The sequence below is a fragment of the Streptomyces sp. NPDC001351 genome, from assembly GCF_042896045.1.
In the GTDB taxonomy this organism is placed as follows: Bacteria; Actinomycetota; Actinomycetes; order Streptomycetales; family Streptomycetaceae; genus Streptomyces.
Genome location: NZ_JBIAWS010000008.1, coordinates 199,978 through 225,335 on the forward strand (window position 1 = coordinate 199,978; position 25,358 = coordinate 225,335).

A 25,358-nucleotide genomic window follows, 5' to 3' on the forward strand; every position below is an offset into this window, starting at 1 on the left:
GTCAGGTCAGCGGATCGAGGAACGTCAGTACGGAGGCGTCCTCCTCGATCAGCGGGACGAGGGCGGCGTTGAAGGGCGCGCCGTACGGCTGCTTCAGATGTGCCTGGAAGGCGTCGTCGTCGCGGTACACCTCGAAGATCCAGAAGGCGCGCGGGTCGGCGGCCTTGGTGTAGGCGTCGAAGGCGAGGTTGCCCTCCTCCTCGCGGACCTTCTCGGCGTACTCCCGCAGCAGGCGGGCGACTTCGCCCTCCGCTCCCTCGCGGGCGGTGAACTCGGCGTACAGGGTCTTGGTCACGGCGGTCCCTCTCCTTGCGTTGTCGGGGAATGTCCGGCGGGCGATCAGGGCTGGGCCAGCTCGCTCTGCCACGGCGGGTTGGGGCCGGCGACCGCGCAGGTCAGGGCGGCGACCCGGGCGGCGAACGCACAGGCTTCGGCGAGGGCGGCGAGGTCCAGTTCCTTGAGCCGGCCGCCGAGGAGTCCGCGGGCGCCGAGGTGGTGCAGCAGGCCGGCCGTGAAGGAGTCCCCCGCCCCGACCGTGTCGACCACCTGCGTGGCGACCGCGGGGACCTGGATCCGCTCGCCGTCGAGGGAGGCCAGGGCCCCTTCGGCGCCGCGTGTGATCACGACGAGCCGCGCTCCGGCGGTGTGCCAGATGTCGCAGGCCTTCTCGGGGGGCGTGTCGGGCAGGAGAAGCGCCAGGTCGTCCTCGCTCAGCCGCAGTACGTCGGCGAGGCCGCACCAGTGCTCCAGCCGGGCGCGGTAGACGTCGGGGTCGACCAGCAGTGGCCGGACGTTGGGGTCGATGCTGAGGGTCGCGTGCGGGGCGGCCGCCGCCAGGAAGTCCTCCACCACTGCTGCGCCGGGCTGCTGGACCAGGGCCAGGGAACCGGTGTGCACACAGGCGGTTTCGGACAGGTCCACGCGCGCCAGCTCCTCGGCCGTCCACTGCCAGTCGGCCGTGTTCTGCGCATGGAAGGAGAACGCGGCCTGCCCCCGCTCGTCCAGTTCCGCGACCGCCAGGGTGCTGGGTTCGGCGGCCGCGACGGCGTACGACAGGTCCACGCCGGAGGCCTCGAGACGGGTCCGGAACAGGCGCCCGAACACATCGCCGGACAGCCGGGCCAGGAAGCGCGCCGGGGTGCCGAGCCTGGCCAGGGAGACCGCCGTATTCGCAGGTCCGCCGCCCGGCAGCACGCGCAGTGCGAGTTCGTTCGCAGTGTCTGCCGGTTCGGTGAAGGCGTCCGCGACGCACTCTCCGAGGACGGTGATCCGACGCGGGCTCATGGGCGCCCTTCTTTCCGAAGGCAGGGGGGACGTTGCCGATTTGTGACGAGTACAAGGCATTGACGTTGCCGCGAACGGGAGTCCATCATCCTCGCCAGGCGGTGTCAACGATGACATAAGTCAACGATGACACCGCGGGCAGTCCGCTCCGATCCGACCGCCGCTCGCCGTCCCGCATCCCGCAGGAGTCGTTCATGTCTCGCACCACTCGCCTGTCCCCCTCCCTCCTCAGGGCCGCCGCGGTCACGGGCGTCGCGGCCCTCGCTCTCACCGCCTGCGGATCCGGCTCCGGATCGAGCTCCACCAGCGCCGGCTCGGGCACCGTCAAGGTCGGTCTGATCACCAAGACCGACACCAACCCGTTCTTCGTGAAGATGAAGGAGGGCGCGGAGAAGGCCGCCAAGGCCGACGGCGCCCAACTGATGACCGCCGCAGGCAAGTTCGACGGTGACAACGCCGGACAGGTCACCGCCATCGAGAACATGGTCGCCGCCGGTGTGAAGGGCATCCTGATCACCCCGAGCGACTCCAAGGCGATCGTGCCCGCGGTCCAGAAGGCCCGCGCCAAGGGTGTCCTGGTCATCGCCCTGGACACGCCGACCGAGCCGCAGAGCGCCGTCGACGCCCTCTTCGCCACCAACAACCTCAACGCCGGCAAGCTCATCGGCCAGTACGCGAAGGCCGCCATGAAGGGCAAGGCGGCGAAGATAGCCACCCTCGACCTCGCGCCGGGCGTCTCCGTCGGCGTCCTGCGTCACAACGGTTTCCTGCAGGGCTTCGGCGCCACCGACAAGGACGTCGCCTGTGCCCAGGACACCGGCGGTGACCAGGCCAAGGGCCAGACCGCGATGGAGAACTGCCTGCAGAAGGACCCGGGCATCAACCTCGTCTACACCATCAACGAGCCGGCTGCGCTGGGCGCGTACACCGCGCTGAAGGCAAAGGGCCGCGAGAAGGACGTCCTGATCGTCTCCGTCGACGGCGGCTGCACCGGCACCCAGGCGGTCAAGGACGGCAAGATCGCCGCGACCTCGCAGCAGTACCCGCTGAAGATGGCCGCGGAGGGCGTCAAGGCCGTCGTCTCCTACGCCAAGACCGGCAAGAAGGCGTCCGGTTACACCGACACCGGCGTCAACCTGATCACCGACAAGGCGCAGACGGGCGTCACGTCCAAGGACACGGCGTTCGGCCTGCAGAACTGCTGGGGCTGAGCCGCCCCCTAGGCCCGCGACACCTTCCCTTCCCCCTCAGGGGGCGGCCGGCTCCTCCTCCCCGCCCGGGACGGCCGCCCCCTCGTCCTCCAGTCCTCCTGCCAGGAACGTGCCGGGCGGACAAGGACTTCTGTCTTCCGACAAGGACTTCGCATGACTGCCACGACCACGCCCCCGGGCACGTCCTCGCCGTATGCCGATCTCAAGGCGCCGACCACGCTGCGCAGGCTGCTCACGGCACCGACCACCGGCCCTCTGGTCGCCCTCCTCCTGGCCTGTGCCTTCTTCTCGATCTCGACCGACCAGTTCCTCACCGGCGGAAACTTCTCGCTGATCGTGCAGCAGGTCATGGTCGTGGGCACCCTCGCCATCGGGCAGACCCTGATCATCCTCACCGCGGGCATCGACCTGTCGTGCGGTGCAGTGATGGCGTTCGGCAGCATCGTGATCGCCAAGATGGCTGCGGGCGGCACCCTGCCCCCGCTTCTCGCCATCGCTCTGGGCATCGCCGTATGCGCCGGGTTCGGCCTGCTCAACGGGCTGTTGGTGCAGAAGATCCCGCTGCCGCCGTTCATCGTCACGCTCGGCATGCTCAACGTGGCCTTCGCGCTGACCCACATCTACTCCAACGAACAGACCATCACCAGCCTGCCCGGCCCGCTGACGGCTCTCGGCCAGACCTTCCCCCTCGGCCACACCGACATCACCTACGGCTCGCTGGTCACCATCGCCCTGTTCCTGCTGCTCGCCTACGCGCTGAGCAACACCAGCTGGGGCCGGCACGTCTACGCCCTGGGCAACAGCCAGGAAGCCGCGCGCCTCAACGGCATCCGCACCTCCCGCCTGACCATCGGCATCTACACCGTCGCGGGCCTGCTCTACGGCATCGCCGCCCTGCTGCTCATCTCCCGCACCGGAGTCGGCGACCCGCAGGCGGGCCAGACCGACAACCTCGACAGCATCACCGCCGTCGTCCTCGGCGGCACCAGCCTCTTCGGCGGACGCGGCTCGGTTCTGGGCACCTTCATCGGCGTCCTGATCGTCGGTGTGTTCCGCAACGGCCTGCAGCTGATGGGTGTCGCCTCCATCTACCAGACCCTGATCACCGGCGTGCTGGTGATCCTCGCGGTGACCGTCGACCAGATCTCCCGGAAGAAGGCACGATGACCGCCACCTCCTCCCCCACTCCCGTGCTGCAGGCCCGTGGTCTGGTCAAGCGCTACGGCCATGTCACCGCCATCGACGGCGCCGACTTCGATCTGCTGCCCGGCGAAGTGCTCGCCGTCATCGGCGACAACGGCGCCGGCAAGACCAGCCTGATCAAGGCGCTCACCGGCGCGCTGGTCCCCGACGCGGGCGAGATACGGCTCAACGGCAAGCCCATCACCTTCTCCGGCCCGCAGAGCGCCCGCGCCCACGGCATCGAGACCGTCTACCAGGATCTCGCGGTGGCCGCCTCCATGGACATCGCCTCGAACATGTTCCTCGGGCGCGAGCTGCGCCGTCCCGGCATCCTCGGCAGTGTCTTCCGCATGCTCGACAAGAAGCGCATGCGCGAGGAGGCCTCCGAGCACATGGCCGACCTGAAGATCGGCCTGCGCTCGCTCACGCAGTCGGTGGAGACCCTCTCCGGCGGGCAGCGGCAGGCCGTCGCGGTCGCCCGTTCCGTCGCCTGGGCCGGCAGCGTCGTCGTCATGGACGAACCGACCGCCGCCCTCGGCGTCAAGGAGTCGGGGCAGGTCCTGGACCTGATCCGACGCGTCCGCGACAAGGGCCTGCCGGTGGTCCTGATCAGCCACAACATGCCGCATGTCTTCGAGATCGCCGACCGGATCCATGTCCACCGGCTCGGCAAGCGTGCTGCTGTGATCAAGCCGTCCGACTACTCCATGGCGGAGGTCGTCGCCATCATGACCGGCGCGCTCACCGTCGATTCGGCCGGAGGTACCGTCGTAGCGGACTCCGAGGCTGCGAAGGCGGCCGGAGTCCAGGCCACCTGACACCACGACCCAGCTCCTGCATGTTCCGGCCGAGGCCGCGGCCGGAACCTGGAGCTGACAGGAGACGTTCCTCCATGGCTGCGAGCCGCCGCCCCACCCTGGCCGACGTCGCCCGGGAAGTAGGTGTCAGTGCCAAGACGGTTTCCCGGGTCCTCAACGAGGACGGCCCCGTCTCGCCCCGGACCAGGGAACAGGTCCTCGCCGCGGTCGCCGAACTCGGCTTCCAGCCGAACCTGATGGCCCGCAACATCCGCGTCGGCGGCCCGGACACCACCATCGGCCTGGTCATCCCCGACCTCGCCAACCCCTTCTTCGGAGCCGTGGCCCGCGCCATAGAGGACACGGTCGGCGAGCGCGGACTGACGCTGCTCATGGGCTCCTCCGCGGACGACCCCGGCCGGGAACGGGCCCTGACGGACAAGTTCCTGGCCCGGCGCGTCAGCATCCTGATGATCGTGCCGTCCGTGGGCGCCGACCACTCCCACCTCAAGAGCCATCGTGCGGCGGGACTGCCCGTGGTCTTCCTCGACCGTCCGGGAGTCGGCCTGTCCACGGACAGCATCGTCAGCTCCAACCGTGCGGGCACCCATGACGGGGTCGCCCATCTGATCGCCCACGGCCACCGCCGTATCGGCTTCATCGGCGACCTGCCCGTGAAGCTGTACACCCGCCGCGAACGCCTGGCCGGATACCGTACGGCGCTGCAGGAGGCCGGTCTCGCCTACGACCGCGCGCTGGTCACCAACGCCCACGACCAGCCGGCGGCCGCGACGGCGACCGCCCAGCTGCTCGCCCTGGCCGATCCGCCCACGGCCCTGTTCGCCGGCAACAACATGGTCGCGCTCGGCATGGTCGCCGAACTCGCCCGCAGCGGGCGGAAGGACGTCGCCGTGGTCGCCTTCGACGACGTACCGCTCGCCGAGGCGCTCGAACCGGCCCTGACCGTCGTCGCCCAGGACCCCGAGGAGATCGGCCGGGCGGCCGCGGCGACGGCGCTGGCGCGGCTGGACGGGGACCGGTCGCGGGCGCGGACGATCACCGTGCCGACGCGGTTGATCGTCCGGGGCTCCGGCGAGCGGTGTGCACCTGCGGTGCGGGCGGTTTGACCGGGGTCGCCATTGTCCGTCGGTCGTCTGCCGCGCCGTCGTGGCTGGTCGCGCCCGCGCGGCGGAGCCGCAAATCGACACAGCCCCGCGCCCCTGAAGGGGCGCTCAGAAACCGTGCCCTTCACAGCACCCTTCGCGGCGCATCAGCCTCCCCAGCCCAAGCCAGTCCTCCTCCGCCGCCGTAGCGTCCCCGGCGGTCGGCTCGAAAGCGGCGATCAACTCCTCGGTCGTGTAAGGCACTCCGCCCCTGAGCACCGAGACCGTACGGACAAGGGTGGTGAAGTCCGTGAACGGGTCGCCGTCGATCACTGTCAGGTCGGCGAGCTTGCCCTTCTCGACGGTGCCGAGGTCGCCGTCGACGCCGAAGAGGCGGGCGGGGAGGACGGTGGCGGTGCGCAGGGTCTGGGCCGGGGTGAGGCCGCCGCGGTGGAGGGCGCGCAGGCCGAGGTGGAGGGAGAGGCCGACCGGGACGAGCGGCTGGTCCGTGCCGAGGGCGACCAGGCCGCCGGCGGCCAGAATGCGCCGGTAGATGTCGGTCTCCGTGCGGAGGGTGGCGAGTTGGGCCGCGGTGGGCGGGACGCCCGCCGACTGGCGGACGGCGGCCGTGTCCCACGGGGGCATCACCACCGTGACCCGCGGATCGTCGGCGAGGGCGGGGTCCGCGCCGAGGAGGGGTGCGGAGGTGAAGGGGGTGGCGATCATGGAGAAGTGCGCCGCGGGGGCGGTGTAGATCTCCGTGACGTCCTGGTGGGCGCGGCCTCGTGCCGTGATGGCGTGCCCGAACTCGGCGCGCTGCGTGGCCTGCAGATGGGTCGTCAGGTCCTGGCCGAGCTGTACGCCCGGTGAGAGCAGGTGGCCTCCGGTGCGTACGCCGAGGCGTTCGTGGGCGAAGCGGGCCGCCTCCTCCATGATCCAGCCGGGCGCCCGGACATACGTCTTGACGAAGTCCCAGTCCAGGTCCGCGCCCCGTTCCAGGGAGCGGGCGAGGCCCTCCCGGGTCCGGTGGGCGCGGCCCATGCTGTACGCGACGCGTGCCCCGTCGAGAAGCTCACCGGTGGTCAGCAGCCGCGGCCCGGCGAGCTGTCCGGTGGCCACGGCCTCGCGGATACGGGCCTGCTCGTAGGCGAAACCGCCGAGGGAGACGGCCGTGGTGATGCCGTAGGTGAGCTGGCCGGCGGTCTGGCGGCCGCCGTAGGTGCTCTGCCAGGGATGGGTGTGGGTGTCCCAGAGGCCGGGGATCACGGTGCGCGCGGAGGCGTCGACGCGGCGGACGGCGGATGTGCGCCCGGACGACCGGTGGGGTTCCACCGCGGTGATCCGTCCGGCTCGTACGACGACATCGGCGTCGTCGAGGGTCATCTCGCCCGTGCCGTCCCACAGGCGTCCGGCGTGCACCACCACGTCCGCGGGGGTGGGTCTGGGGGCGTCGAGGGGGACGCGGACGGTGCGGGCGGGGCCGCCGTCGACGGAGACGAGCCGGAGCCGGCCGCCGGACAAGTACAGCAAGGTCGTCGAGTCGCCGGACCAGGAGGGGTGGTCGGCCGGTTCGGTGGTGAGGGTGCGCAGCTCGCCGGACGGGGTGCCGTCGGGGCCGACGGGCAGCAGGCACAGCGCCGACTCGACGATCACCGCCATCCAACGGCCGTCCGGCGACCAGACAGGCCCGGAGTCGTACCGGTCGGAGATCGAGGTGTGGGGCGCCACCGTGTGCAGCCGGTCGGTGCCCGTCGTGGTGTCGACGATCCGGACGAGGTTGTAGCCCTCCCGGAAGCGGGAGTTGAGGCGGTTGCGGTCGCAGAGGGCGAGACGGCGGCCGTCGGGCGACCAGCTGGGGCGGCCGGGCAGACCGCCGCCGCCGAGGGGGGTGGCGAGGACGCGTTCCTCGCCGGAGGCCAGATCGCGGACGAGGAGCCGGCCGGTCAGGTCGAGGCAGGCGAGCCGCTGCCCGTCCGGGGAGAGCGCGGGGTGGACCCGGCCGCCGGTCGCGAGCGCGGTCTCCTCGCCGGTGGCGAGATCGTGACGGTACACACCGAGGAGGCCGTCACGGTCGTCGGCGTAGACGAGCGACCGGCCGTCGGGAGCCCAGGCGGGCGCGAGCAGATAGCGAGTGCGGGACGCGGTTCGCAGCCGCCGGGGCGGGCGTCCGCCCGAACTGCCTGCCACCCAGAGCGAGTTGAGGGCCGCGAACGCGATCTGCCGCCCGTCGGGCGACAGCGCGGGCAGATGGATGCCGCGCACCGGACGGACCCGGCCCGGCTCCCCGAGGTCGTACTCCTTCGTCCCGTACCGCGGCCGCCGCACGGGCAGTACCCCCTCGAAGGGGATGGTCTGCGGCTGCTCCGGCTTCTCCGGTCGTACGAGGGTGAAGGCGCCGTCGAGCGTCAGCAGCAGCTCTCCCGCCGCCGTCCAGCGCGGGGGCACCGGAGCGATGTCCCCCGTCACCGGGACGGCCTGACCGTCCACGACCAGCGCGCAGGAGCCGTTCGGGGCGGCCGTGGTGCGCAGATGGGCCAGCCGGCCGTCGGCGGCCAGGGCCGGGGTCATGACCTGTGCGGCCTCGGTCTCGGTGTGGCGCACCGTGACCGGTCCGGTGCCGTCGGCGGGGACGGCGGCGATCGTACGGGCCTCCAGCCCGGTGCCCAGGGGTGTGGTGACGGGCTTGGCGCGGACGAAGAGGATGCTGCTGCCGTCGGGTGACCAGGTGGGGTCGAAGTCCTCCCACGGGCCGTCCTGGAGGGGGCCGTCCTGGCCGGTCAGGCCGGTGATACGGGTGATACGGCCGGTGCGCAGCTCAAGCACGTGGATGCGGTACGGGCTTCCGCTCGCGGCGCCTTCGGGGTCGCCGCCGCGCTCGGAGGCGAAGGCGAGCCGGGTGCCGTCCGGCGACCAGGCCGGGCCGCGGTCGTCCCAGGGACCTTCGGTGCGCCGCCGTAGATCGGAGCCGTCGGGGCGCATGGTCCAGAGGTGGAAGCCGCCGCCCCGGTAGGCGCAGAAGGCGACGAGGGTGCCGTCCGGGGAGTGGGTGGGCCGGCCCGGTTCGAGGTCGGCCGGGGTCAGGGGGCGGGCCTTGCCGCCCGCGCGGGGCAGCGACCAGAGGGTGCCCTGCACCTCGGCGATCAGCCGGTCACCGGCCGGGGAGAGGGTGGCCGAGCCGTTGGTGGCCTGAGCGAAGGACAAGGAAGGGGTACCGGCGCGGGGGCGTGCGACCGCCGCCGGGGCCACACCCACGAGCGGCACGGCGCTTGCGGCAGCGAGGAGTTGACGGCGGGTCGGGCGAAAGGAGGCGGAGGTCTCGGAGGTCCGGTCACAGTCCATGACAGCAACACTGCTGCACCGGCAGCCTCGGGCTCAACGCTGTCCCCGGCCATCACTCTGTCGTGCCACCGGCGCGCGGCCATGGTCGCGTGTCAGCGCGGTGCGTCTCGGCGATTGGGGTGCGGGTTGCACACCACGGACGGGTTCACGTACACGGCGTACGCCCTGAGCGATCTGGCAGAGTGGGACTCGGCAGGACCAGCTGTTCGCCGATTTGCGGCGGATCGTTGATGCCCAACTCCACGGTCGACAAGCGCTTTAGGAGTTCGATCCGAGTCCGCTCTGGCTACTGCCCTCGACTGGTGTGAGAGCCGGACTGAGACGCTGGTGTACGCCTCCGTCCGGCGTCGTTGATGTCAGCCGTGGATGTCAGAAGCCTTCTGATTTTGTAGCTCTGCAGAGATCAGACATTGACGGTGTTGCAGGCTCCTTCAAGTGGACTGGCGGGCGCTGCTGGTCGAGACCGGTTGGTGGGGTTGCCGAGGTCCGGTAGCGTCAACTCGACTCAGCAGTCATGTAGTTGCCCACAAGGGGACTGATCGCTGCGCGGGCTCGGGACGAGCGCCGCTTCGCGGCTTCGGGGGAGGCCGGAGGCGGACCTTCCGGTCTCGTGCGTCGACTCCCCCGAAAGGCGCTAAATGGAACTGGCGAGTTGGGTGACAGTCACTGTGGCCTCGGTTGCGGGAGGTGTTGCTGTTATTGGGCACCTCTTCGACCAAGTACCAGCGTTGTCACAGAAGATGATCACGGCGATTCGCTCTCTTCGTGCAGTACGCGATGAAGTGAAGCGGAGCAGTAACGAGTGATTCTCGGCCGCGCCAGGCGTTGCCATCCTTGCCTCGGCGCGGCCGTAATCATCAGGTCACCCCTCCATGGCAGCAAGCTGCAGGGAGCCCTACGTCGGGAGCGGCTGCTGCCCTTAACACAACGCTCGGGCATCCTCCTGAGCGGCTGCATCCGGGAGCCCGTCCAGCAGGTCGTCCTGGAACAGCTCCCAGCGCCGGTCAGCCCACGGCGACCTCGCGGTGCGCGGCTCGTACGATCTCTCCGGCCTCGCGTATGGCACGTTCGCGTACGTCCGGGTCCGAGCTGTCGATGGCCTGCTCGGCGGCGTGCAGTCGACGGGCCGTCTCCGGGTGCCGCTCGATCTCCACCACGACGCCCCACTGCCGGTTAGAACATGCGGATCGGTACGACGCTGTCCTCGTCCCCGGCGCGGACGAACGCCTTCTGCAGGTCCTCGAAGAACTCGGGCAGGCGGGAGGGGGCCACCGTCCCCACAGCCTGTCGCAGAGCCGGCAGTGTCAGCTCGGGCCTGGGAATGAGCGGGCCGTTTCCGTCCGCGTACGGCGTGGTCGTGGACGCCCCCTTCCGCTCATCGAGCGCCCTTCCGGCATGGGGAGTCTTCGAGGTTGAGCGGTGCGTCGCTGCCACGGGACCGCCCGACAGGTCGTGGAAAGTGCGACACATTTCCGCGAAGTGTCGCACTCGCAGCCAGATGGCTTCCCCCGGGCGGGTGGCGGCATTGGGGTCGACGCACCACTCAACTTCGCAGACCCGGCATGGGCCGACGCTAGCGCCGTTCCCGCTCACTCCCGCGTGCGCGCGAGCGGATCGCCGCCGCAGAGGGTGAGGCCGAGGCCCCATTCCGCCCAGACAGTCTTGCCCACACCCACCCGTGGTGCGACGCCCCAGCCGTCCGCCAGCGCTCCGACCAGCGCCAACCCGCGCCCGAACTGATCCTCGCCGGTTGCGTCCCGCGGGCACGGCAGCCGCTCCCCGCGGGGGTCGCTGACCTCGACGCGGAGCATGGCGGCCGTGGCGATGATCCTCAGCCGGATGAGCCGGTCACGCAGGCTGCCATGCAGGAGGGCGTTGGTCATCAGCTCGCTGGCGACGAGGGCGACGTCTCCGGCGAGGTGCGGATACCCCCACTCGGTGACGAGGCGTGCGGCGCGGTGGCGGGCGAGGGCGACGCTGCGGGGGACGGGCGTGTAGTCGAGCTGGTCTTCGCGGAGGAGGGGGTCGGGGGCGGGGTTGGTGTGGCCCATGGGGGTGGCACCTCCGAGTTGTGGCTCCGGTGAGTGATTGACCATGTGCCGAAGGTAGTGACGCGGCACGTCTAAGCGCAATCGAACTGAGGAAGTTCTTCCTCAGAACGGCAATTTGCTCGACCGCGTGACTGGAGTGGGACACACTGTGACCATGACTCGACCAACTCAGCCCCGGCAGGGACAGGTCTCAACTGTCCTGGCGCGTAGGCTCGGTGGAGAGCTGCTGCGCCTGCGTGACACCGCCGGAAAGACCCAGCAGCAGGCCGCCGAGTCCATCAATGCAACCGGCACCAAAGTCGTGAAGATGGAGCGGGGCTGGGTGCCGATGCGGGACCCGGATATCCGGGTGCTGTGCGAGTTCTACGGCCTGGACGACCCCAAGGTGCTCACCCGCCTGCTGGACTTGGCCCGACTGGACCGCGAACGCCGTAAGGCGAAAGGGTGGTGGCGCGGCACGGTCGACTCGGGGGCCATGGCCGAGTACCTCGCGATGGAGGACGCCGCCACACGCATCCGCAGCTGGCAGTCCTCGCTGATTCCCGGGCTGTTTCAGATCCCCGAGTACACACGTGCGCTGTGTGTTGCCAGCGCTGCTTGGGAAGACCCCGACGACATCGAGCGCGACGTGGAGGTCAAGCAGAAGCGCCAAGGGCGCCTTCTCGGTGAGCGCCCCCTCCAACTGCACGCTGTGATCTGGGAAGCCGCGCTGCGGCAGGAGGTCGGTGGGCCTCACATCAGGCGCGCACAACTGGAACGCCTGCTGGAGGTAGCCGAACTGCCGAACGTGCGCCTACAGGTGCTCCCGTTTCGGACGGGTGCGCATCCGTGCATCAGCGGCCTGTTCAGCATCCTCTCCTTCGCGGAGGACGACGCTCTGGACGTGGTGCAGAGTGATGGCCTCACGGACATGGTGTGGGTGGAGAACGAGGCCGGGAGCAGCACGTACGGTGACTTGTTCGACCGCACATCCAGGCTCAGCCTGGCACCCCGGGACTCCGTGACACTGATCGACAGCCTGCGTAAGGAAACGTAACCCATGCCCGAGTTCGCCTTCGTGAAGTCCAGCTACAGTCAACCCGGCCAGGAATGCGTCGAAGTCGCCCGCAACATCCCCGCCACCGTCGCAGTCCGCGACTCCAAGACACCCGACGGCCCGATACTCCGCCTGCCCCCCAAGGCATGGACGGACTTCACCGCATCGTTGGCCACCAACTGATCCGGACAGCCCTCACTGTGTGACGTCTGTGACACTTGATCTTTGAGGTCTTCTGTCGCGCAGGCAGCCTTGAAAGGGTACGAGGCGTACAACTCGGCCGCAGACCACGGCCGTTGGACCCCTCACCCCCCACGAGGCGTTGAAAATGGCGAGAGCCTCCTCCTCGCGTGCGAGACGCGCGACCATACTCACCGCGGCGGCCGGCCTCACGCTGGCCGTCGCTTTTGTGCCCGGCGCCGCGAACGCGGTCCCGGGCGGCCCGGCGGCCGACGGTCCGTCGCCGACACCGTCCGCCACGCCGCCGGTACCGTCGCAGCAGACGCTGGTGCGCCGCGACGCCCGGCTCGCGAAGGCCGAAAATCGGCCCGGCGTACGGCAGTTGCGCGAACAGCTCGGGGTTCAGGGCGTGCTCGAACTGGACCCGGCCACCGGCACGGCACGGCAGGTGGCCAAGCTCGACGGGTATCTGACAGCCCGCAGCGACAAGGGTCCGGAGGACATCGTCCGGCAGTATCTGCGGGACCATCCCGATGTCTTCGGTCTCTCCGCCGGTCAGGTCGGCGATCTGACCCTGCGCAAGGAGTACACCGACGTCGCCGGGGTCCGCCATCTGTCGTTCGTCCAGTCGGTCGACGGCGTCTCCGTGTTCGGCAACGGCGTCAAGGCGAACGTCTCCCGCGACGGGCGGCTGATCAGTGTGCTCGGCTCCCCGGTGCCGAAGCTGCCCTCGCAGCTGGCCCCCGGCCGCATCACGTCGACGCAGGCCAGGCGCACCGCGGTGCGTGACATCGCCGGTGCCGAGGCCGACGGCGTCGGCAAGCAGGACACCGCCAAGCAGGTCGTCTACACGGCGCCGGGAGGTACCGCCCGGCGGGCCTGGCAGACGGTCACCGTGCCGGACGGCCACGGCATGTGGCTGCATGTCGTCGACGCGGCGACAGGCAGGGTGCTGTACCGGCAGAGCCTTTCCGACGACCTGTCGGCGGCGACCGGGACGGCGCCCTCCTCCGGTCAGCCCCTGTCCCCCTCGGCGGCCACGCCCCTGCGCACCGGCAAGGTCCTCGTCTGGGACCGCTACCCCGGCGCCCCCAAGGGCGGCAAGCAGCACACCCGCCACCTCACCACGCACGGCTGGCTCCCCGCCGGCGCCAAGACGCTCGACGGCCGTATCGCGCACGTCTTCAGCGACGTCGACGACAACAACAAGGTGGACGCGGGCGAGGAGATCACCCCGGCGGCCGACGGGACGTTCTCCTTCCCGTTCAAGCCGGTCACCGGTCCCGGCTGCGACGTCCCGCTGCCCTGCTCCTGGGACCAGAAGACGCCGTACTCCTGGAAGACCAACCGCGAGCAGAACGCCGCGCAGGTCTACTACTACCTCGGCACCTACCACGACCACCTGGAGGCCGGCCCGATCGGCTTCACCCGGGCCGCGGGCAACTTCGACGGCCGGGACGGCGACGCCGTGGACGCGCAGACCGACGACGGCGCCGCCGTCGACCACGGGCTGCCCGACGAGAACCACCTGAACAACGCCAACATGGGGACGCCGCCGGACGGGCAGGCGCCCACGATGCAGATGTACCTGACCGGCTCCGGGCCCGGCTACACGGTGCTGCAGGGCAACTGGGGGGACGACGCCGCCACCGTCTACCACGAGTACACGCACGGTCTGTCCAACCGGCTCGTCGTCGACGCGGCGGGGGTCTCGGCCCTCACCGGCCAGCAGGGCGGCGCGATGGGCGAGGCGTGGAGCGACTGGTACGCGCTCGACTTCCTCAACACCGAGGGGCTGCTGAAGGACAACCGGCACGTCGACGGTGAGGTGGCCCTCGACCCGCCGCACTGGACCGATGAACTGCCGTCCCGCTCCCAGCCGTTGGACTGCCCGGTCGGCTCCACCTCCGCCAAGTGCCCCGGCACGGCGGCCGCGGGCAAGGGCGGGTACACCTACGGCGACTACGGGAAGATCTCGCGCCGCGGCCCCGAGGTGCACGCCGACGGCGAGATCTGGAGCGAGACGCTCTGGGACCTGCGGAACCGGCTCGGCAGCAGGCTCACCGAGTCGCTGCTGACCCGCGCGATGGAGCTGTCGCCCGCGAACCCCACCTTCCTCGACCAGCGCAACGCCATCCTGCAGGCCGACACCGTGGTCAACCGCGGCCGGGCCCACGCCCTCATCTGGAAGGTGTTCGCGCACCGCGGCATGGGCTACTTCGCCGCCGCGCTGAGCGCCGACGACACCAAGCCCGACGAGGACTTCTCGCTGCCGCCCGGCCCGCACACCCCGGTGACCACCCTCACCGGCAAGGTCACCGACGACGCGTCCGGCGCCCCCGTCGGCGGGGTCGGCGTCAGCATCAGCGGCCATGCCTCCGGGTTCCCCGGCGCCGACTTCTCCGCCGTGACCAGGGCGGACGGCACGTACACGATCCACAACGTCCCCAAGGGCACGTACCGGAAGGTGTACGCGAGCGGCAGCGGCTACGAGCCGCAGATCCGCACGGTCTCCGTCGGTTCCGGGAGCGGCGCCGACTGGTCGCTGCGCCGCGACTGGGCCGCCGCTTCCGGCGGCGCCACGGTCACGGAGTTCACCGGGCCCGACAACACCGACTTCGGCTGCGGACCGAACGGCCTGATCGACATGTCGGGCACCGTCTGGGGCTCGGACGCCAAGGGCGGCAGCAACGGCACCGGGGTGGACCCGGTGGACAACACCGTCAAGCTGCCCTCGGCCGTCGACGTCACCGAACTGCGCATCGACCCGACGTCGGGCTGCGGCGACGACAAGACGGCCTCCCTCGGCGACTACCGGGTCGAGACCTCGACGGACGGCACCACCTGGGTCACCGCCGCCGAGGGCCACTTCAAGCCCGCCGACACCGGCCGGGAGAACGCCGTGCCCCTCAAGGCCGGCACCGGGCAGAACGTCCGCTACGTCCGTCTGACCATGCTCGGCAACCAGGCCGCCGACAACGGCGCCAAGTGCGCGACGGACCCGAGCCCCTCGGGCTGCAGCTTCATGGACGTGACGGAGCTCCTGGTCCACGGCTCCGCCCACCGGAGCTGACCGGACCGGGCACCGACACCCGAGGGCGGCGTACCGGAGACGGGACGCCGCCCTCGGGCGTTTCGGCGCCGGCACGCAAGCGGGCCGCGCGCCAGTGGGTTCATCGCTCCCGGGACGGAAGGAAACGGAAGTCCGCGGGCGTCACCCGGCGCGTCCGTGCCGCGTACTCCCGCATATAGCCGGGCCAGTTGGCGACATTGCGGCCGTCCGGTGTGCGGTACCACGAGGAGCAGGACTGCCAGGCCGTGCCCCGGAACCGTGCCCGCAGGTCCCGCAGCCCCGCCTTCTCGACCTCGGGCCGCACGTCCAGCGCCGCCGCTCCAGCGCGACGCACCAGCTCCAGCGCCCGGCGGACGTAGGCGGCCTGGGCCTCCAGGAAGAACAGGATGGAGCCGCCGGAGGTGTTGGTGTTCGGGCCGTACATGAGGAACAGGGAAGGGAAGCCGGGGACCATGATGCCCAGATGCGCGCGGGCTCCGTCCGCCCACACCTCCCCGATCGAGCGGCCGCCCGCGCCCCGCACCTCCATCGGCAGCATGAAGGTGTTCGTACGGAAGCCGGTCGCGTGGATCACGCAGTCGACCTCGTGGAGCCGGCCGTCCTCCGTCACCGGGCCCTCGGGGGTCATACGGGCGATCCGGTCCGTCACCAGCTCCACGTTCGGACGGCGCAGTGCGGGCAGGAAGTCGGAGCTGAGCAGGACGCGTTTGCAGCCGAAGGGGTAGTCGGGCCAGGCCCTGCGGCGCAGTTCGGGATCGGGCAGCTGGCGGCGCATATGGGCGGCGGAGAGCAGCGCGCCGATCCGGCCGAAGGTGCGCGGGTGGCGGATGCAGAGGGTGAGCAGCTCGATGCCGTGGTGGAGGAGCCGCCGCCAGGCGCGGCGCGCCCAGGGCCATCGCATCGCGCGGTTCAGGGCCGCCGGCATGCGCCGGTCCCGGCGTGGCAGGAACCAGTTCCCCGTGCGCTGGAACACCGTCAAGTGGGCGACCAGAGGAGCGATTTCGGGAACCAGCTGGGTTGCGCTCGCGCCCGTCCCGATGACCGCCACCCGCTTGCCCCGCACGTCGTAGTCGTGGTCCCAGCGGGCGGAGTGGAAGCTGTGCCCGGCGAACTCGGACAGCCCCTCCACGGCCGGGAAGGCGGGCTTGTCGAGCTGCCCGGTGGCGAGCACGACGGCATCGGCGACCCTCTCCTCCTCCGGCCCGTCGGATCCCGTACGACGGCTGCGCACGGTCCAGGTACGCGTGCCGTCGTCCCAGGTGCACGAGGTCACCGTCGTGTCCGTGACGATCTGCGGGGTGATCCCGAGCGCGTCCGCGGTCTCCTGGGCGTACCCGAGGATCTCGTCCTGGTGGGAGAACACATGGGCCCAGGAGGCGCGTTGGGCGAAGGAGTACGAGTACAGGTGGCTCGGCACGTCGCAGGCGGCGCCCGGGTAGCGGTTGTGGTGCCAGGTGCCGCCCAGCTGCGGTGCCGCCTCCAGCAGGGTCACGTCGTCGAGGCCGTGCCGCAGGAGCTCGGCGGCGACGGCGATCCCCCCGAAGCCGGCGCCCACGACGAGGACCCTCGGTGCGGGGCCGGGGGCAGGACCGTGTGCAGGATCGTTTTCTTGACGATCTCCTGACGCGTGCGAGCGCATCCGGCCAACTCCGTCCGGTGTCTACTTCCTTGTCTTCATCCTTACGGGGAATCCTTTCGAGGAATGGAGTGCCATGGAAGGCACTGTGGTAGCGGTCGTACTGGTCGCCGTGGCGGCCCTGCTCGTGCTGCGCAGCGGTATGCGGGTGGTCAACCAGGTCGAGCGCGGGGTCGTGTTCCGGATGGGCAAGGCGCTGCCGTCGTACCGGCAGCCGGGCGTGACGTTCCTGATTCCGTTCGTCGACCGGATGCGGAAGGTGAACACCCAGGTGGTCACCATGCCGGTGCCGACCCAGGAGGGCATCACCAAGGACAACGTCTCGGTGAAGGTCGACGCGGTCGTCTACTTCCGGGTGACCGATCCGCTGCGGGCCGCCATCGAGGTCCAGGACTACGTGTTCGCCGTCGGCCAGGTCGCCCAGTCGTCGCTGCGTTCCATCATCGGCAAGAGCGACCTCGACGACCTGCTGTCCGACCGCGAGCGGCTGCACGAGGGGCTCGCCCTGATGATCGACAGCCCGGCCGCGGGCTGGGGCGTCCACATCGACCGCGTGGAGATCAAGGACGTACAGCTGCCGGAGTCGCTCAAGCGGTCCATGTCCCGGCAGGCCGAGGCGGAGCGCGAGCGGCGGGCCCGCGTCATCACGGCGGACGGCGAGTTCCAGGCCGCCCAGCAGCTCGCCAACGCCTCGCGGATCATGTCGGACACTCCCGAGGCGATGCAGCTGCGCCTTCTGCAGACGGTCGTGGAGGTCGCGGCCGAGAAGAACTCGACGCTCGTGATGCCGTTCCCGGTGGAGCTGCTCAGGTACTTCGACAAGGCGGCCCAGCACTTCGGGTCCGGGGCCGCTCCTACGGCTCCTGCAGCTCCTGCAGCGCCGGTGCCGGCTCAGGATCCGCGCGTCGAGCACCGGCCGTAGCCAGCGCGAGGGTCACACAGACCGACGCGAGCGCCATGACGGTCATCGCCGTGGCGGGCGAGGTGAGCTGGGCCACCGAACCCGCCAGGGCCGCGGCCACGCCCTGCATGGTGAGCATTCCCGCCGAGTGCAAGCCCAGGGCGTGGCCGCTCAGTTCGTCCGGGGTGAGGGCCATCAGGCGTTCCTGCTGGACGAGGCTCGCGCCGAAGCCGGCGGAGGCGATCACGGCGAGGGCGGCCGACCAGGGCAGTGCGGGGTGCAGGGCGAAGAGCAGGTGCGGCGTGGCCAGCAGGAGGAGCAGCGGGGTGGCCAGCCGGGGGCGCAGCGCGGCCGGTACGAGGCGGCCGACGGTCACGTCCCCGGCGAACATGCCCAGCGCCCCGCAGGCGAACAGCGCGCCGGCCGCGTGCACGGACGGCGGCCGGTGGGGTTCTGGTGGAGGCCCAGAACCGGGACGACACGTACCGGAGTTAGCATCCGCTTATGACGACTGCAGACAGCAACGGCGCCGCTCCCCTCGACGTGGAGATCGGCGCCCTCAAGGGTGGCTCCGCCGACCTCTCCCAGTACGCGGGCAAGGCCGTGCTCGTGGTGAACGTGGCCTCCAAGTGCGGGCTGACCCCGCAGTACACCGGGCTCGAGCGCCTCCACGAGCGCTACGCCGAGCAGGGCTTCACGGTCCTCGGCGTGCCCTGCAACCAGTTCCTCGGGCAGGAGCCGGGCAGCGCCGAGGAGATCGCCGAGTTCTGCTCGGCGACATACGGCGTGACCTTCCCGCTGACCGAGAAGGTCGAGGTGAACGGCGAGAACCGGCACCCCCTCTACGACCGCCTGACCGGCTTCGCCGACGCCGAGGGCCACAGCGGTGACATCCGCTGGAACTTCGAGAAGTTCCTGATCGGCCGGGACGGCAAGGTCGTCGCCCGCTTCTCCCCGCGGACCGAGCCGGAGGCGCCGGAGGTCGTGGCGGCGGTGGAGAGCGCCCTCGCCTAGCCCGGTTGTTGACCTTGCCCCTGGGGCAAGGGCGAGCGTTCCTGCCACCGGGCGGAAAGGACCCGTCCGGTGACGGAGGATGCTCAGGTGGACGAGGAACTGCTCACCATCGGCGCGTTCGCGACCCGGGCGCGCCTGTCGGCCAAGGCACTACGGCTCTACGACCGCCTCGGCCTGCTCGCACCCGCGCACGTCGACGAGCTCAGCGGCTACCGCTACTACCGCGCCGACCAGGTGGAACGGGCCCGCCTTGTGGCCCTGCTGCGGCAGCTCGACATGCCGCTCGCCCGAATCGCCGAGGTGGTGGAGGCGGGCGACACCGAGGCCGCCGACCGGCTCACCGCCTACTGGGCGGACGTCGAGGCGCGGATCGCGGGGCAGCGGACGCTCGTCGAGTACCTCCGTGGACGACTGTCGGGGAGGAGCTCCGAGATGTACGGGAAGTTCGTGGTCGAGACGGTGGATGTGCCCGAGCAGGTGGTGATCACCCAGTCCCGGCACACGCTGCAGGACGAGTTGCCGGCGTGGATCGACGCGTCGCTGGACCGTCTGCTGCCGGTGGCGGACGAGTGCGGGGGTGTCGCGGCGGCGCCCTATGTCGTCTACCACTCCGAGGTGTCCATGGAGAGCGACGGGCCGGCCGAGACCTGTGTGCCGGTCGCGGACGCGGCTGCGGCACGGGAGTGGGCGGAGCGGCACGGGCGGGCCTGGGAGACCCGGGTGCGCGTCGAGCCGGCGGCTCGGCTGGCGTACACCCGGATCACCAAGGCGCAGGTGGCCGCCCCGCAGATCGGGGCCGCCTTCGAGGCGGTGGAGCAGTGGATCGCGGGGCAGGGGCTTGAGCAGGCGGGGCCGTGCCGGGAGGTGTACTTCGCGGACTGGGCTGCGGCGGGGCCGGAGGACGCGGTGTGTGATGTGGCGTTTCCGGTGAAGTGAACGGTGTCGGTGTCGGGGCCGGGGTCGGCGTCGGGTTTCCTCGCCCCCGCCGCCCTTCCCTTCCCGTCCCTGGGGGCTGCGCCCCCAGACCCCCCTTCGGCCTGACGGCCTCGTCCTCAAACGCCGGACGGGCTGAAATTTCCAGCGCTGGACGGGCTCTATTTGAGCTCGTCCGGACAGGGGGTGCCGCGCGGCAGCTGGTACGGCGCACCGAGCCGGTAGGTTCCCGCCTTCGGGGCCAGCAGGAGGGTCCACTTGTCGCCCTTGTCGTCCTCCTGCGTCTCCATCAGACAGCCGTTGACGTTGTCGTACGACTTGGGCGTGCCGTCCGCGCGGTGCTTCGAGGCGTACGTCTCCTGCGGGGGCTTGACGCCCTTGCCCTTGGTGTCGACCAGGCCGAGCCACGGGGAGTAGGGGACGCGGATCAGGACGCGGCCGGGCTTCTTGACCTCGATGGTCAGCTCGCCCTGGGCCGCCCGGTCGACGGTGGCGGGCGGGTCGGCGAGCGGGGTGGGGTCGGTGACGCGGAACAGCTGCCAGTTGGCGTCGCCCCAGATCTGCTTCAGATACGGCATGCCCCGCTGAACGAGCTCCCGCTCGCGCTCGCCGCCGTCGCCGTCCGGCTCGCCCTTGGGCAGCACGACGAAGTGGACGGCCCAGCGCTGCAGCCATTCGTGATAGTTCGCCGAGTTGAGGGTGTCGTCGTAGAAGAGGGGGTTGCGCTCCATGTCCGCCTGGCGGTTCCAGCCGCGGGCCAGGTTGACGTAGGGGGCGAGGGCGGAGGCCTCGCGGTGGGAGCGGGCCGGGACGACCTCGACGCGGCCCTTCTCGGCGCCGACGCCCTGCAATTCGTTCACCAAGGGGGCCAGCTCGCGCGCCCAGGACGCGGCGGGGTGGGTGTGGATGATGTCGTCCACCGACTTGACGCCGATCCACATGACGAATCCGGCGAACGCGAGCACGGTGACGTACCACTTGCGCGAGCGCGGGACCGTGAAGGGGAGCGCCGCGACCAGCACCACACCGGCGAACAGCATCGCCAGGCGGGTGATGTTGGAGCCGATCTGCGAGCTGACCACCCAGACCGCGACGACCGAGAGGCCGTACACCGCGGACGTCAGGCGGACCGTCGTCCACTCCTTCGGGACGAGCACGAAGGCGAGGACGGCGCACAGGAACGGCAGGATCACCGACCAGATCGTCATCGGCTGGGTGCCGGAGAAGGGGAACAGCCAGGCCGACACGGCCACCACCGCGGCCGGGGTGAGCCCGAGGGCCCAGGCGCCGGGACGGCGTTTCTGCAGGAACAGAGCGACGGCGACCAGCCCGACGAACAGGCCCGCGACCGGTGAGGACATCGTCGCCAGCGCGGCCAGCGGGGCCGTGCACAGGGCCTTCGCCCACCGCTTGTAGCGCCACTTGTACGGCCAGCAGAAGACGGTGGCGACCGCGCCCAGCGCGAACATCGTGCCGAGGCCGAAGGTCACCCGGCCCGAGACCGCGTTGCACAGGAACGCGAAAAGTCCCGCCAGCGACGCCCACAGCGGGTTCTTCACGCTCCGGCTGCGGATGAGGATCATCGTCAGCAGACCGGCCGAGACCGTCCCGGCGATCATCATCGTCGTACGGACACCGAGGACCGACATCAGATACGGCGAGACCACGCTGTACGACACCGGGTGCATACCGCCGTACCAGGCGAGGTTGTACGCCGAGTCGGGGTGCCGGCCGACGAACTCGGCCCATGCGTCCTGCGCCGCAAGATCGCCGCCACTGTTCGCGAAGGTGAAGAACCAGACGATGTGGAGTACGCCGGACAGGGCGGTGAGGGAGAGCACCGGGTGGCGCAGCATCCGCTCGCGCAGGGCGAGGAAGGCGGCCTGCGCGCGTGATGTCCTGTCGCTGCTCGCCCGCTCGCTCAGCTGCGCGCGGGCGGTGTCAGTTCCGTGCATGCCGCGCATGTCCTCCGCGCGCGGTGCGGGCACGCGTATTCGCGGGCCGTTTCCCGGGCCCGGATCGGCGTCGTCGGCGTGTGTCGGCTCCGCAGTGGCCACCTGAAGGCACTCCCCGTGGTGTCCCGTCTTCTGTTCTGGGACGCGTCCCGTTGTCCGCTGGTTCGCGGCTGCGTCCCCGGGGATTTCCCGGTCGCGTCCCGTGAGCGGCGGCCTGCCCCGTTTCGTGACGCTAGCACGCACCCCGCCGGAGGGCTCCCTGGTGGGCCCGCCGACGGGGTGCGAGGGCAGCCGCGGCCGCTGTCAGCCGAGGCGCTTGAGCTTCGCCGTGAAGCCGGGTTCCGTGAGGTCCTTCTGCAGCGCCACCGGGACCTTGACCGCGCCGCTCGTGCCGTCGCCCACGGTGAGGGTGCCCACCTGGGTGCCGGCCTTCGCGGTGTGCGGGATGTCATCGGAGTCGAAGGACAGCTTCACCTTCAGGCCCGCCCAGCCGACGGCGGCGACGTCCTTGGTGAGCACGATCGGCGTGTGGCCTCCGAGCTGGTCGTCCACGTACCCGACGACGTCGCCCTTCTTGAGTATCTTCGTCGAGGTCAGCGCATCCCGGGCGGCGAGCATCGCCGTCTTGCTGGCGTGGACGACGGTGTCGATGATCGGCGCCGTCTGCTGGTCGAGGATCGCGCCGACCACGGTGACCGTCTCGCCGTCGACCTCCTTGGTGGCGGCGAAGAGGAGATTGCCGCCGGCCTTGGTGGTCGTGCCCGTCTTGATGCCGATGGCGCCGTTGTAGGGGACCAGATCGTTGTAGTTCTTCCACTTGTGGCCGGACGGGTCGACCCAGTAGGGCAGCTTCGTGATGTCCATCAGGGCCGGGATCTTCACCAGCTCGTTTCCGAGCTTCACCTGGTCCTCGGCGGTGGAGACGGTGGACTCCTTGAGGCCGGAGGCGTCGGTGTAGGTCGTGTTCTTCATGCCGAGTTCCTTGGCGGTGTCGTTCATCCTCTTGATGAACGACGCCTCGGAGCCCATGTCCCAACGGGCCAGCAGGCGCGCGATGTTGTTGGCCGACGGGATCATGATGGCCGACAGCGCCTGCTTCTCGGTGAGGACATCCCCCTCCTTGACGGTGTTGAGGGTGGACTCGTGCTGCTTGTAGTAGCCGCCCTCCTTCTCCGCCAGCGCGTCGACCGTGATCTTCTTGCCCTCCTCGCCCTGCTTGAGCGGGTGGTCCTTGAGGACGATGTACGCGGTCATGGCCTTGGCCACGGAGCCGATCGGGACGGGGGTCTGCTTGCCGAAGTTCCCCATCGTGCCGATGCCCTCGACGTCGAGCCAGCCCTGGCCCTCGTTCGGCCAGGGGAGGCCGGCCTTGGTGCCGGCGAAGGTGTACGAGTCGTCGGCGGTGAGCGCGAGGGTGGGGGTGGGCAGCGGTCGCACGGCCTGCACGATCGCAAAGATGATCGCGAGGAGCAGGACCAGCGGGGTCCAGATCTTGACCCTGCGGATGATCGTGCGGACGGGGGTCTGCGGCGGTGGCGGGGTGTTGGTCAGCTCGGCCAGCAGGTCCAGCGGCGGCTTCGGGGGCAGCGGCTGCTGGGCGGTGCGCTCGGGGCCGACCTGGGGGACGGGCGCGGTCGCGTCCGCGGGCCTGCGGGGTGTGCGGGGCTCGTCCAGGGGCTTGAGCGCTACGAACTTGCTGGTGCGCTCGGCTTCGGACGGCTCCGGGGTCTTGGCGCCGCCCAGCTTGAGCATGGTGGTGGGCTGGTCGACCTGGGGCTTGGGGCGCTTGAAGATGGCGGTCGGCTGGTCGACGGGCTTGTCCTCGGCCTCGGCCTCGGCTTCGCCTTCGGTCTCGGTGCTCCCACCCGCACCACCCGTACCACTTTCGTCGTCGGGTGCGGGTAGCCCCTTCGGTCCTTCCTCACCGTCGGCGGCCGCGGGCCCACGGACGGCAACGGCTTCACCACCGGCTTCGGATTCGCCACCGGCTCCGCCTGCGCCGCGAGTCTCGGATCCGCCGCCCGTCTCGGAACCATCGCCCGCTTCGGAAGCACCTTCCGTCCCGGACCCGTTGCCGACGCCGGAGTCGTCGGCCCCTTCGGGCTCGTCGCCCGTCTCAGCGTCGGCAGCCGTTTGGGCATCGCCGTCCGTTTCGGCGACGGCGTCTGCCTCGGGCTGAGGCTGGGGCTGGGGTACAGCGTCCTCCGGTCCCTCTTCCGCTTCCGCCTCGCGGGAGTCGGCAGGAGCCTTGTCCTCGACATCGCTGTCGGCGTCGGGCCCTGCTTCCGCTTCCGCCTCCTCGGCACCGTCCTCGTCGGCCTCAGCGGCCGTCTCCGCGTTCTCGGGCTCCTCGGAGTCCTTGGAGTCCCCGGAGCGGACCCACGCCGCCACAGCGGCCCGGAGCCGGGCGTCTCCGCCCTCGTCGCCCTCGGTCGCAGCGACGTCGTCGGCCGAACCCTCGCCCGCAGAAGCGACATCGGCACCATCGGCCACCGCGTCCTCGGCGTCGGAGTCCTCCGCCTCCGAAGTCCCGGACTCCGCAACCGCGGTCCCCTCAGCCGCGGCTCCGGCTCCGGCCACAGGCTTCTCGGCTTCCGCCTTCACAGTCACGGGCTCCTCGGCCGCGGCCTTCTCGGCCTCAGGCCCTTCAGCCACAGCCTTCCCGGCCTCGGCCTCCGCAGTCCCGGGCTCCTCGGCCGCGGCCACCCCGGCCCGAGGCTTTCCAGGCCCGGGCTCCCCGACGCCGAGACCCCCGGCTCGAGACTCCTTGGCCGCGACCTCCCCGGCCTCCGGCTCCTCAGCCACGGTCTTCTCGGCCTCAGGCCCTTCAGACACAGCCTTCCCGGCCTCGGCCTCCGCAGTCACGGGCTCCTCGGCCGTGGCCTCCCCGTCCGCGGCCACCCCGGCCCGAGGCTTCCCAGGCCCGGGCTCCCCGGCGCCGAGCCCCCCGGCTTGAGAATCCTCGGCCGCGATCTTCCCGGCCTCCGGCTCCTCAGCCACGGTCTTCTCGGCCTCAGGCCCTTCAGACACAGCCTCCGCAGTCCCGGGCTCCTCAGCCGCGGACTCCCCGGCCCGAGGCTTTCCAGGCCCGGGCTCCCCGACGCCGAGACCCCCGGCCCGAGACTCCTCAGCCGCGACCTCCCCGGCCTCCGGCTCCTCAGCCACGGTCTTGTCGGCCTCTGGCTCCGCAGCCGCAGTGCCCCCGGCCTCCTCCGCCGTGGTCTTCAGATCCCGTACCGAGAACACCCGTGTCGCCGTGTCCACGCCGCCGCGCGCCTCGGACGTATCGGAGGAGCCGGACGCGGAACCGCTCTCCCGGGCCACCGAGAGACGGGGATCGCGGGCGGGCTCGGGAACCGGGCCCGTGTTCCCCGACGTCGGTTCTGCCGACGACTCGCGCTGCTTCGACCTGTCGGGGGACTCGCCCGCCACCGATGCCTCCTCCATGCCGCACGCCCTCCGTGCGACCTACCGAACCGTGAACCGCCGCCCGCGACACCGCTCAAACACGCTGTCCGAACCATGTACCAGTGTCCTGTGTGCGGGCTTAACCCCTGCGGTAGACGAGAACGACATACCTACCGGTTCCCTCACAAACAGGTCACGCACCCTCGACAGACCAATGTGAGAGGGGTCACCCTGTCTTTCATCCACGCGGGGAGG

19 protein-coding genes and 1 pseudogene are annotated in these 25,358 nt (G+C 70.7%); 10 read left to right on the forward strand and 10 right to left on the reverse strand.

Features of this window, described 5'->3' with window-relative positions:
- Window position 1 precedes the first annotated feature (1 nt).
- Complete coding sequence (locus ACFY1U_RS29000) at window positions 2-295, reverse strand: putative quinol monooxygenase (RefSeq protein ID WP_390697060.1); 294 nt, start codon at window positions 293-295, stop codon at window positions 2-4.
- A 44-nt stretch (window positions 296-339) separates the two neighbouring features.
- Window positions 340-1,284 carry a carbohydrate kinase gene (locus tag ACFY1U_RS29005; RefSeq protein ID WP_390697062.1) on the reverse strand — a complete coding sequence of 315 codons (945 nt, stop codon included), beginning with the start codon at window positions 1,282-1,284 and terminating at the stop codon, window positions 340-342.
- Between the two features lie 194 nt (window positions 1,285-1,478).
- Here ACFY1U_RS29005 and ACFY1U_RS29010 point away from each other — a divergent pair, with 194 nt between their 5' ends.
- The 4 genes from ACFY1U_RS29010 to ACFY1U_RS29025 all read left to right on the forward strand — a co-directional run bounded on the left by ACFY1U_RS29010 (window position 1,479) and on the right by ACFY1U_RS29025 (window position 5,601).
- Window positions 1,479-2,495: a sugar ABC transporter substrate-binding protein gene (locus tag ACFY1U_RS29010; RefSeq protein ID WP_390697063.1), complete on the forward strand. Its 1,017-nt coding sequence runs from the start codon at window positions 1,479-1,481 to the stop codon at window positions 2,493-2,495.
- 153 nt (window positions 2,496-2,648) lie between these two features.
- Entirely contained in the window at window positions 2,649-3,662 is a 1,014-nt protein-coding gene (locus ACFY1U_RS29015; protein ID WP_390697064.1) for an ABC transporter permease, read from the forward strand.
- The gene (locus ACFY1U_RS29020; RefSeq protein ID WP_390697065.1) at window positions 3,659-4,495 is read left to right on the forward strand and encodes an ATP-binding cassette domain-containing protein; all 837 of its coding nucleotides are present in this window, start codon (window positions 3,659-3,661) and stop codon (window positions 4,493-4,495) included. The genes ACFY1U_RS29015 and ACFY1U_RS29020 overlap by 4 nt, the downstream gene beginning before the upstream one ends.
- 74 nt (window positions 4,496-4,569) lie before the next feature.
- On the forward strand, window positions 4,570-5,601 hold the full coding sequence (locus ACFY1U_RS29025) for a LacI family DNA-binding transcriptional regulator (protein ID WP_390697066.1): 1,032 nt from the start codon (window positions 4,570-4,572) through the stop codon (window positions 5,599-5,601).
- Between the two features lie 105 nt (window positions 5,602-5,706).
- On the opposite strand, the gene ACFY1U_RS29030 is transcribed toward ACFY1U_RS29025, so the two are convergent.
- The 4 genes from ACFY1U_RS29030 to ACFY1U_RS29045 form a co-directional block, all read right to left on the reverse strand.
- The gene (locus tag ACFY1U_RS29030; protein WP_390697067.1) at window positions 5,707-8,916 is read right to left on the reverse strand and encodes an amidohydrolase family protein; all 3,210 of its coding nucleotides are present in this window, start codon (window positions 8,914-8,916) and stop codon (window positions 5,707-5,709) included.
- Between the two features lie 1,004 nt (window positions 8,917-9,920).
- Window positions 9,921-10,073 (reverse strand): hypothetical protein, encoded by a 153-nt coding sequence (locus ACFY1U_RS29035; protein WP_390697068.1) that lies wholly within the window; start codon window positions 10,071-10,073, stop codon window positions 9,921-9,923.
- A gap of 16 nt (window positions 10,074-10,089) precedes the next feature.
- A complete protein-coding gene (locus ACFY1U_RS29040) occupies window positions 10,090-10,386 on the reverse strand; it encodes a hypothetical protein (RefSeq protein WP_390697069.1) in 297 nt (98 codons plus the stop codon).
- Window positions 10,387-10,505: 119 nt separating this feature from the next.
- A complete protein-coding gene (locus ACFY1U_RS29045) occupies window positions 10,506-10,967 on the reverse strand; it encodes an ATP-binding protein (protein ID WP_390697070.1) in 462 nt (153 codons plus the stop codon).
- A gap of 154 nt (window positions 10,968-11,121) precedes the next feature.
- Between ACFY1U_RS29045 and ACFY1U_RS29050 the strand changes: the two genes are divergently transcribed.
- The 3 genes from ACFY1U_RS29050 to ACFY1U_RS29060 all read left to right on the forward strand — a co-directional run bounded on the left by ACFY1U_RS29050 (window position 11,122) and on the right by ACFY1U_RS29060 (window position 15,256).
- A complete protein-coding gene (locus ACFY1U_RS29050; RefSeq protein ID WP_390697399.1) occupies window positions 11,122-12,003 on the forward strand; it encodes a helix-turn-helix domain-containing protein in 882 nt (293 codons plus the stop codon).
- Window positions 12,004-12,006: 3 nt separating this feature from the next.
- Window positions 12,007-12,186, forward strand: a complete 180-nt coding sequence (locus ACFY1U_RS29055; protein WP_390666490.1) for a DUF397 domain-containing protein — start codon at window positions 12,007-12,009, stop codon at window positions 12,184-12,186.
- Between the two features lie 145 nt (window positions 12,187-12,331).
- Window positions 12,332-15,256, forward strand: coding sequence for a M36 family metallopeptidase (locus ACFY1U_RS29060; RefSeq protein ID WP_390697071.1), 2,925 nt, complete (start codon window positions 12,332-12,334; stop codon window positions 15,254-15,256).
- A gap of 100 nt (window positions 15,257-15,356) precedes the next feature.
- Here ACFY1U_RS29060 and ACFY1U_RS29065 read toward each other — a convergent pair whose 3' ends face one another.
- Entirely contained in the window at window positions 15,357-16,811 is a 1,455-nt protein-coding gene (locus ACFY1U_RS29065; RefSeq protein WP_390697072.1) for a flavin-containing monooxygenase, read from the reverse strand.
- A gap of 157 nt (window positions 16,812-16,968) precedes the next feature.
- Between ACFY1U_RS29065 and ACFY1U_RS29070 the strand changes: the two genes are divergently transcribed.
- The gene (locus tag ACFY1U_RS29070; protein ID WP_390697074.1) at window positions 16,969-17,814 is read left to right on the forward strand and encodes a slipin family protein; all 846 of its coding nucleotides are present in this window, start codon (window positions 16,969-16,971) and stop codon (window positions 17,812-17,814) included.
- On the opposite strand, the pseudogene ACFY1U_RS29075 reads toward ACFY1U_RS29070, so the two are convergent.
- Window positions 17,747-18,220 (reverse strand): annotated as a pseudogene (locus ACFY1U_RS29075) (MFS transporter); the annotation flags it as partial. The gene ACFY1U_RS29070 and the pseudogene ACFY1U_RS29075 sit on opposite strands and share 68 nt — an antisense overlap.
- 77 nt (window positions 18,221-18,297) lie before the next feature.
- Between ACFY1U_RS29075 and ACFY1U_RS29080 the strand changes: the two are divergent.
- Window positions 18,298-18,807: a glutathione peroxidase gene (locus tag ACFY1U_RS29080; protein ID WP_390697075.1), complete on the forward strand. Its 510-nt coding sequence runs from the start codon at window positions 18,298-18,300 to the stop codon at window positions 18,805-18,807.
- 69 nt (window positions 18,808-18,876) lie between these two features.
- On the forward strand, window positions 18,877-19,743 hold the full coding sequence (locus tag ACFY1U_RS29085; protein ID WP_390697076.1) for a MerR family transcriptional regulator: 867 nt from the start codon (window positions 18,877-18,879) through the stop codon (window positions 19,741-19,743).
- A gap of 158 nt (window positions 19,744-19,901) precedes the next feature.
- Here the strand turns inward: ACFY1U_RS29085 and ACFY1U_RS29090 are convergent, their stop codons facing one another.
- Complete coding sequence (locus ACFY1U_RS29090; RefSeq protein ID WP_390697077.1) at window positions 19,902-21,797, reverse strand: MFS transporter; 1,896 nt, start codon at window positions 21,795-21,797, stop codon at window positions 19,902-19,904.
- A gap of 201 nt (window positions 21,798-21,998) precedes the next feature.
- Window positions 21,999-24,350, reverse strand: a complete 2,352-nt coding sequence (locus ACFY1U_RS29095; RefSeq protein ID WP_390697078.1) for a D-alanyl-D-alanine carboxypeptidase — start codon at window positions 24,348-24,350, stop codon at window positions 21,999-22,001.
- Between the last annotated feature and the right edge of the window lie 1,008 nt (window positions 24,351-25,358).

Coding starts and splice junctions, on each gene's coding strand:
- ACFY1U_RS29005 (WP_390697062.1), bottom strand. CDS start 1,284: ATGAGCCCGCGTCGGATCACCGTCCTCGGAGAGTGCGTCGCGGACGCC.
- ACFY1U_RS29010 (WP_390697063.1), top strand. CDS start 1,479: ATGTCTCGCACCACTCGCCTGTCCCCCTCCCTCCTCAGGGCCGCCGCG.
- ACFY1U_RS29015 (WP_390697064.1), top strand. CDS start 2,649: ATGACTGCCACGACCACGCCCCCGGGCACGTCCTCGCCGTATGCCGAT.
- ACFY1U_RS29020 (WP_390697065.1), top strand. CDS start 3,659: ATGACCGCCACCTCCTCCCCCACTCCCGTGCTGCAGGCCCGTGGTCTG.
- ACFY1U_RS29025 (WP_390697066.1), top strand. CDS start 4,570: ATGGCTGCGAGCCGCCGCCCCACCCTGGCCGACGTCGCCCGGGAAGTA.
- ACFY1U_RS29030 (WP_390697067.1), bottom strand. CDS start 8,916: ATGGACTGTGACCGGACCTCCGAGACCTCCGCCTCCTTTCGCCCGACC.
- ACFY1U_RS29040 (WP_390697069.1), bottom strand. CDS start 10,386: ATGTGTCGCACTTTCCACGACCTGTCGGGCGGTCCCGTGGCAGCGACG.
- ACFY1U_RS29045 (WP_390697070.1), bottom strand. CDS start 10,967: ATGGGCCACACCAACCCCGCCCCCGACCCCCTCCTCCGCGAAGACCAG.
- ACFY1U_RS29050 (WP_390697399.1), top strand. CDS start 11,122: ATGACTCGACCAACTCAGCCCCGGCAGGGACAGGTCTCAACTGTCCTG.
- ACFY1U_RS29055 (WP_390666490.1), top strand. CDS start 12,007: ATGCCCGAGTTCGCCTTCGTGAAGTCCAGCTACAGTCAACCCGGCCAG.
- ACFY1U_RS29060 (WP_390697071.1), top strand. CDS start 12,332: ATGGCGAGAGCCTCCTCCTCGCGTGCGAGACGCGCGACCATACTCACC.
- ACFY1U_RS29070 (WP_390697074.1), top strand. CDS start 16,969: ATGGAAGGCACTGTGGTAGCGGTCGTACTGGTCGCCGTGGCGGCCCTG.
- ACFY1U_RS29080 (WP_390697075.1), top strand. CDS start 18,298: ATGACGACTGCAGACAGCAACGGCGCCGCTCCCCTCGACGTGGAGATC.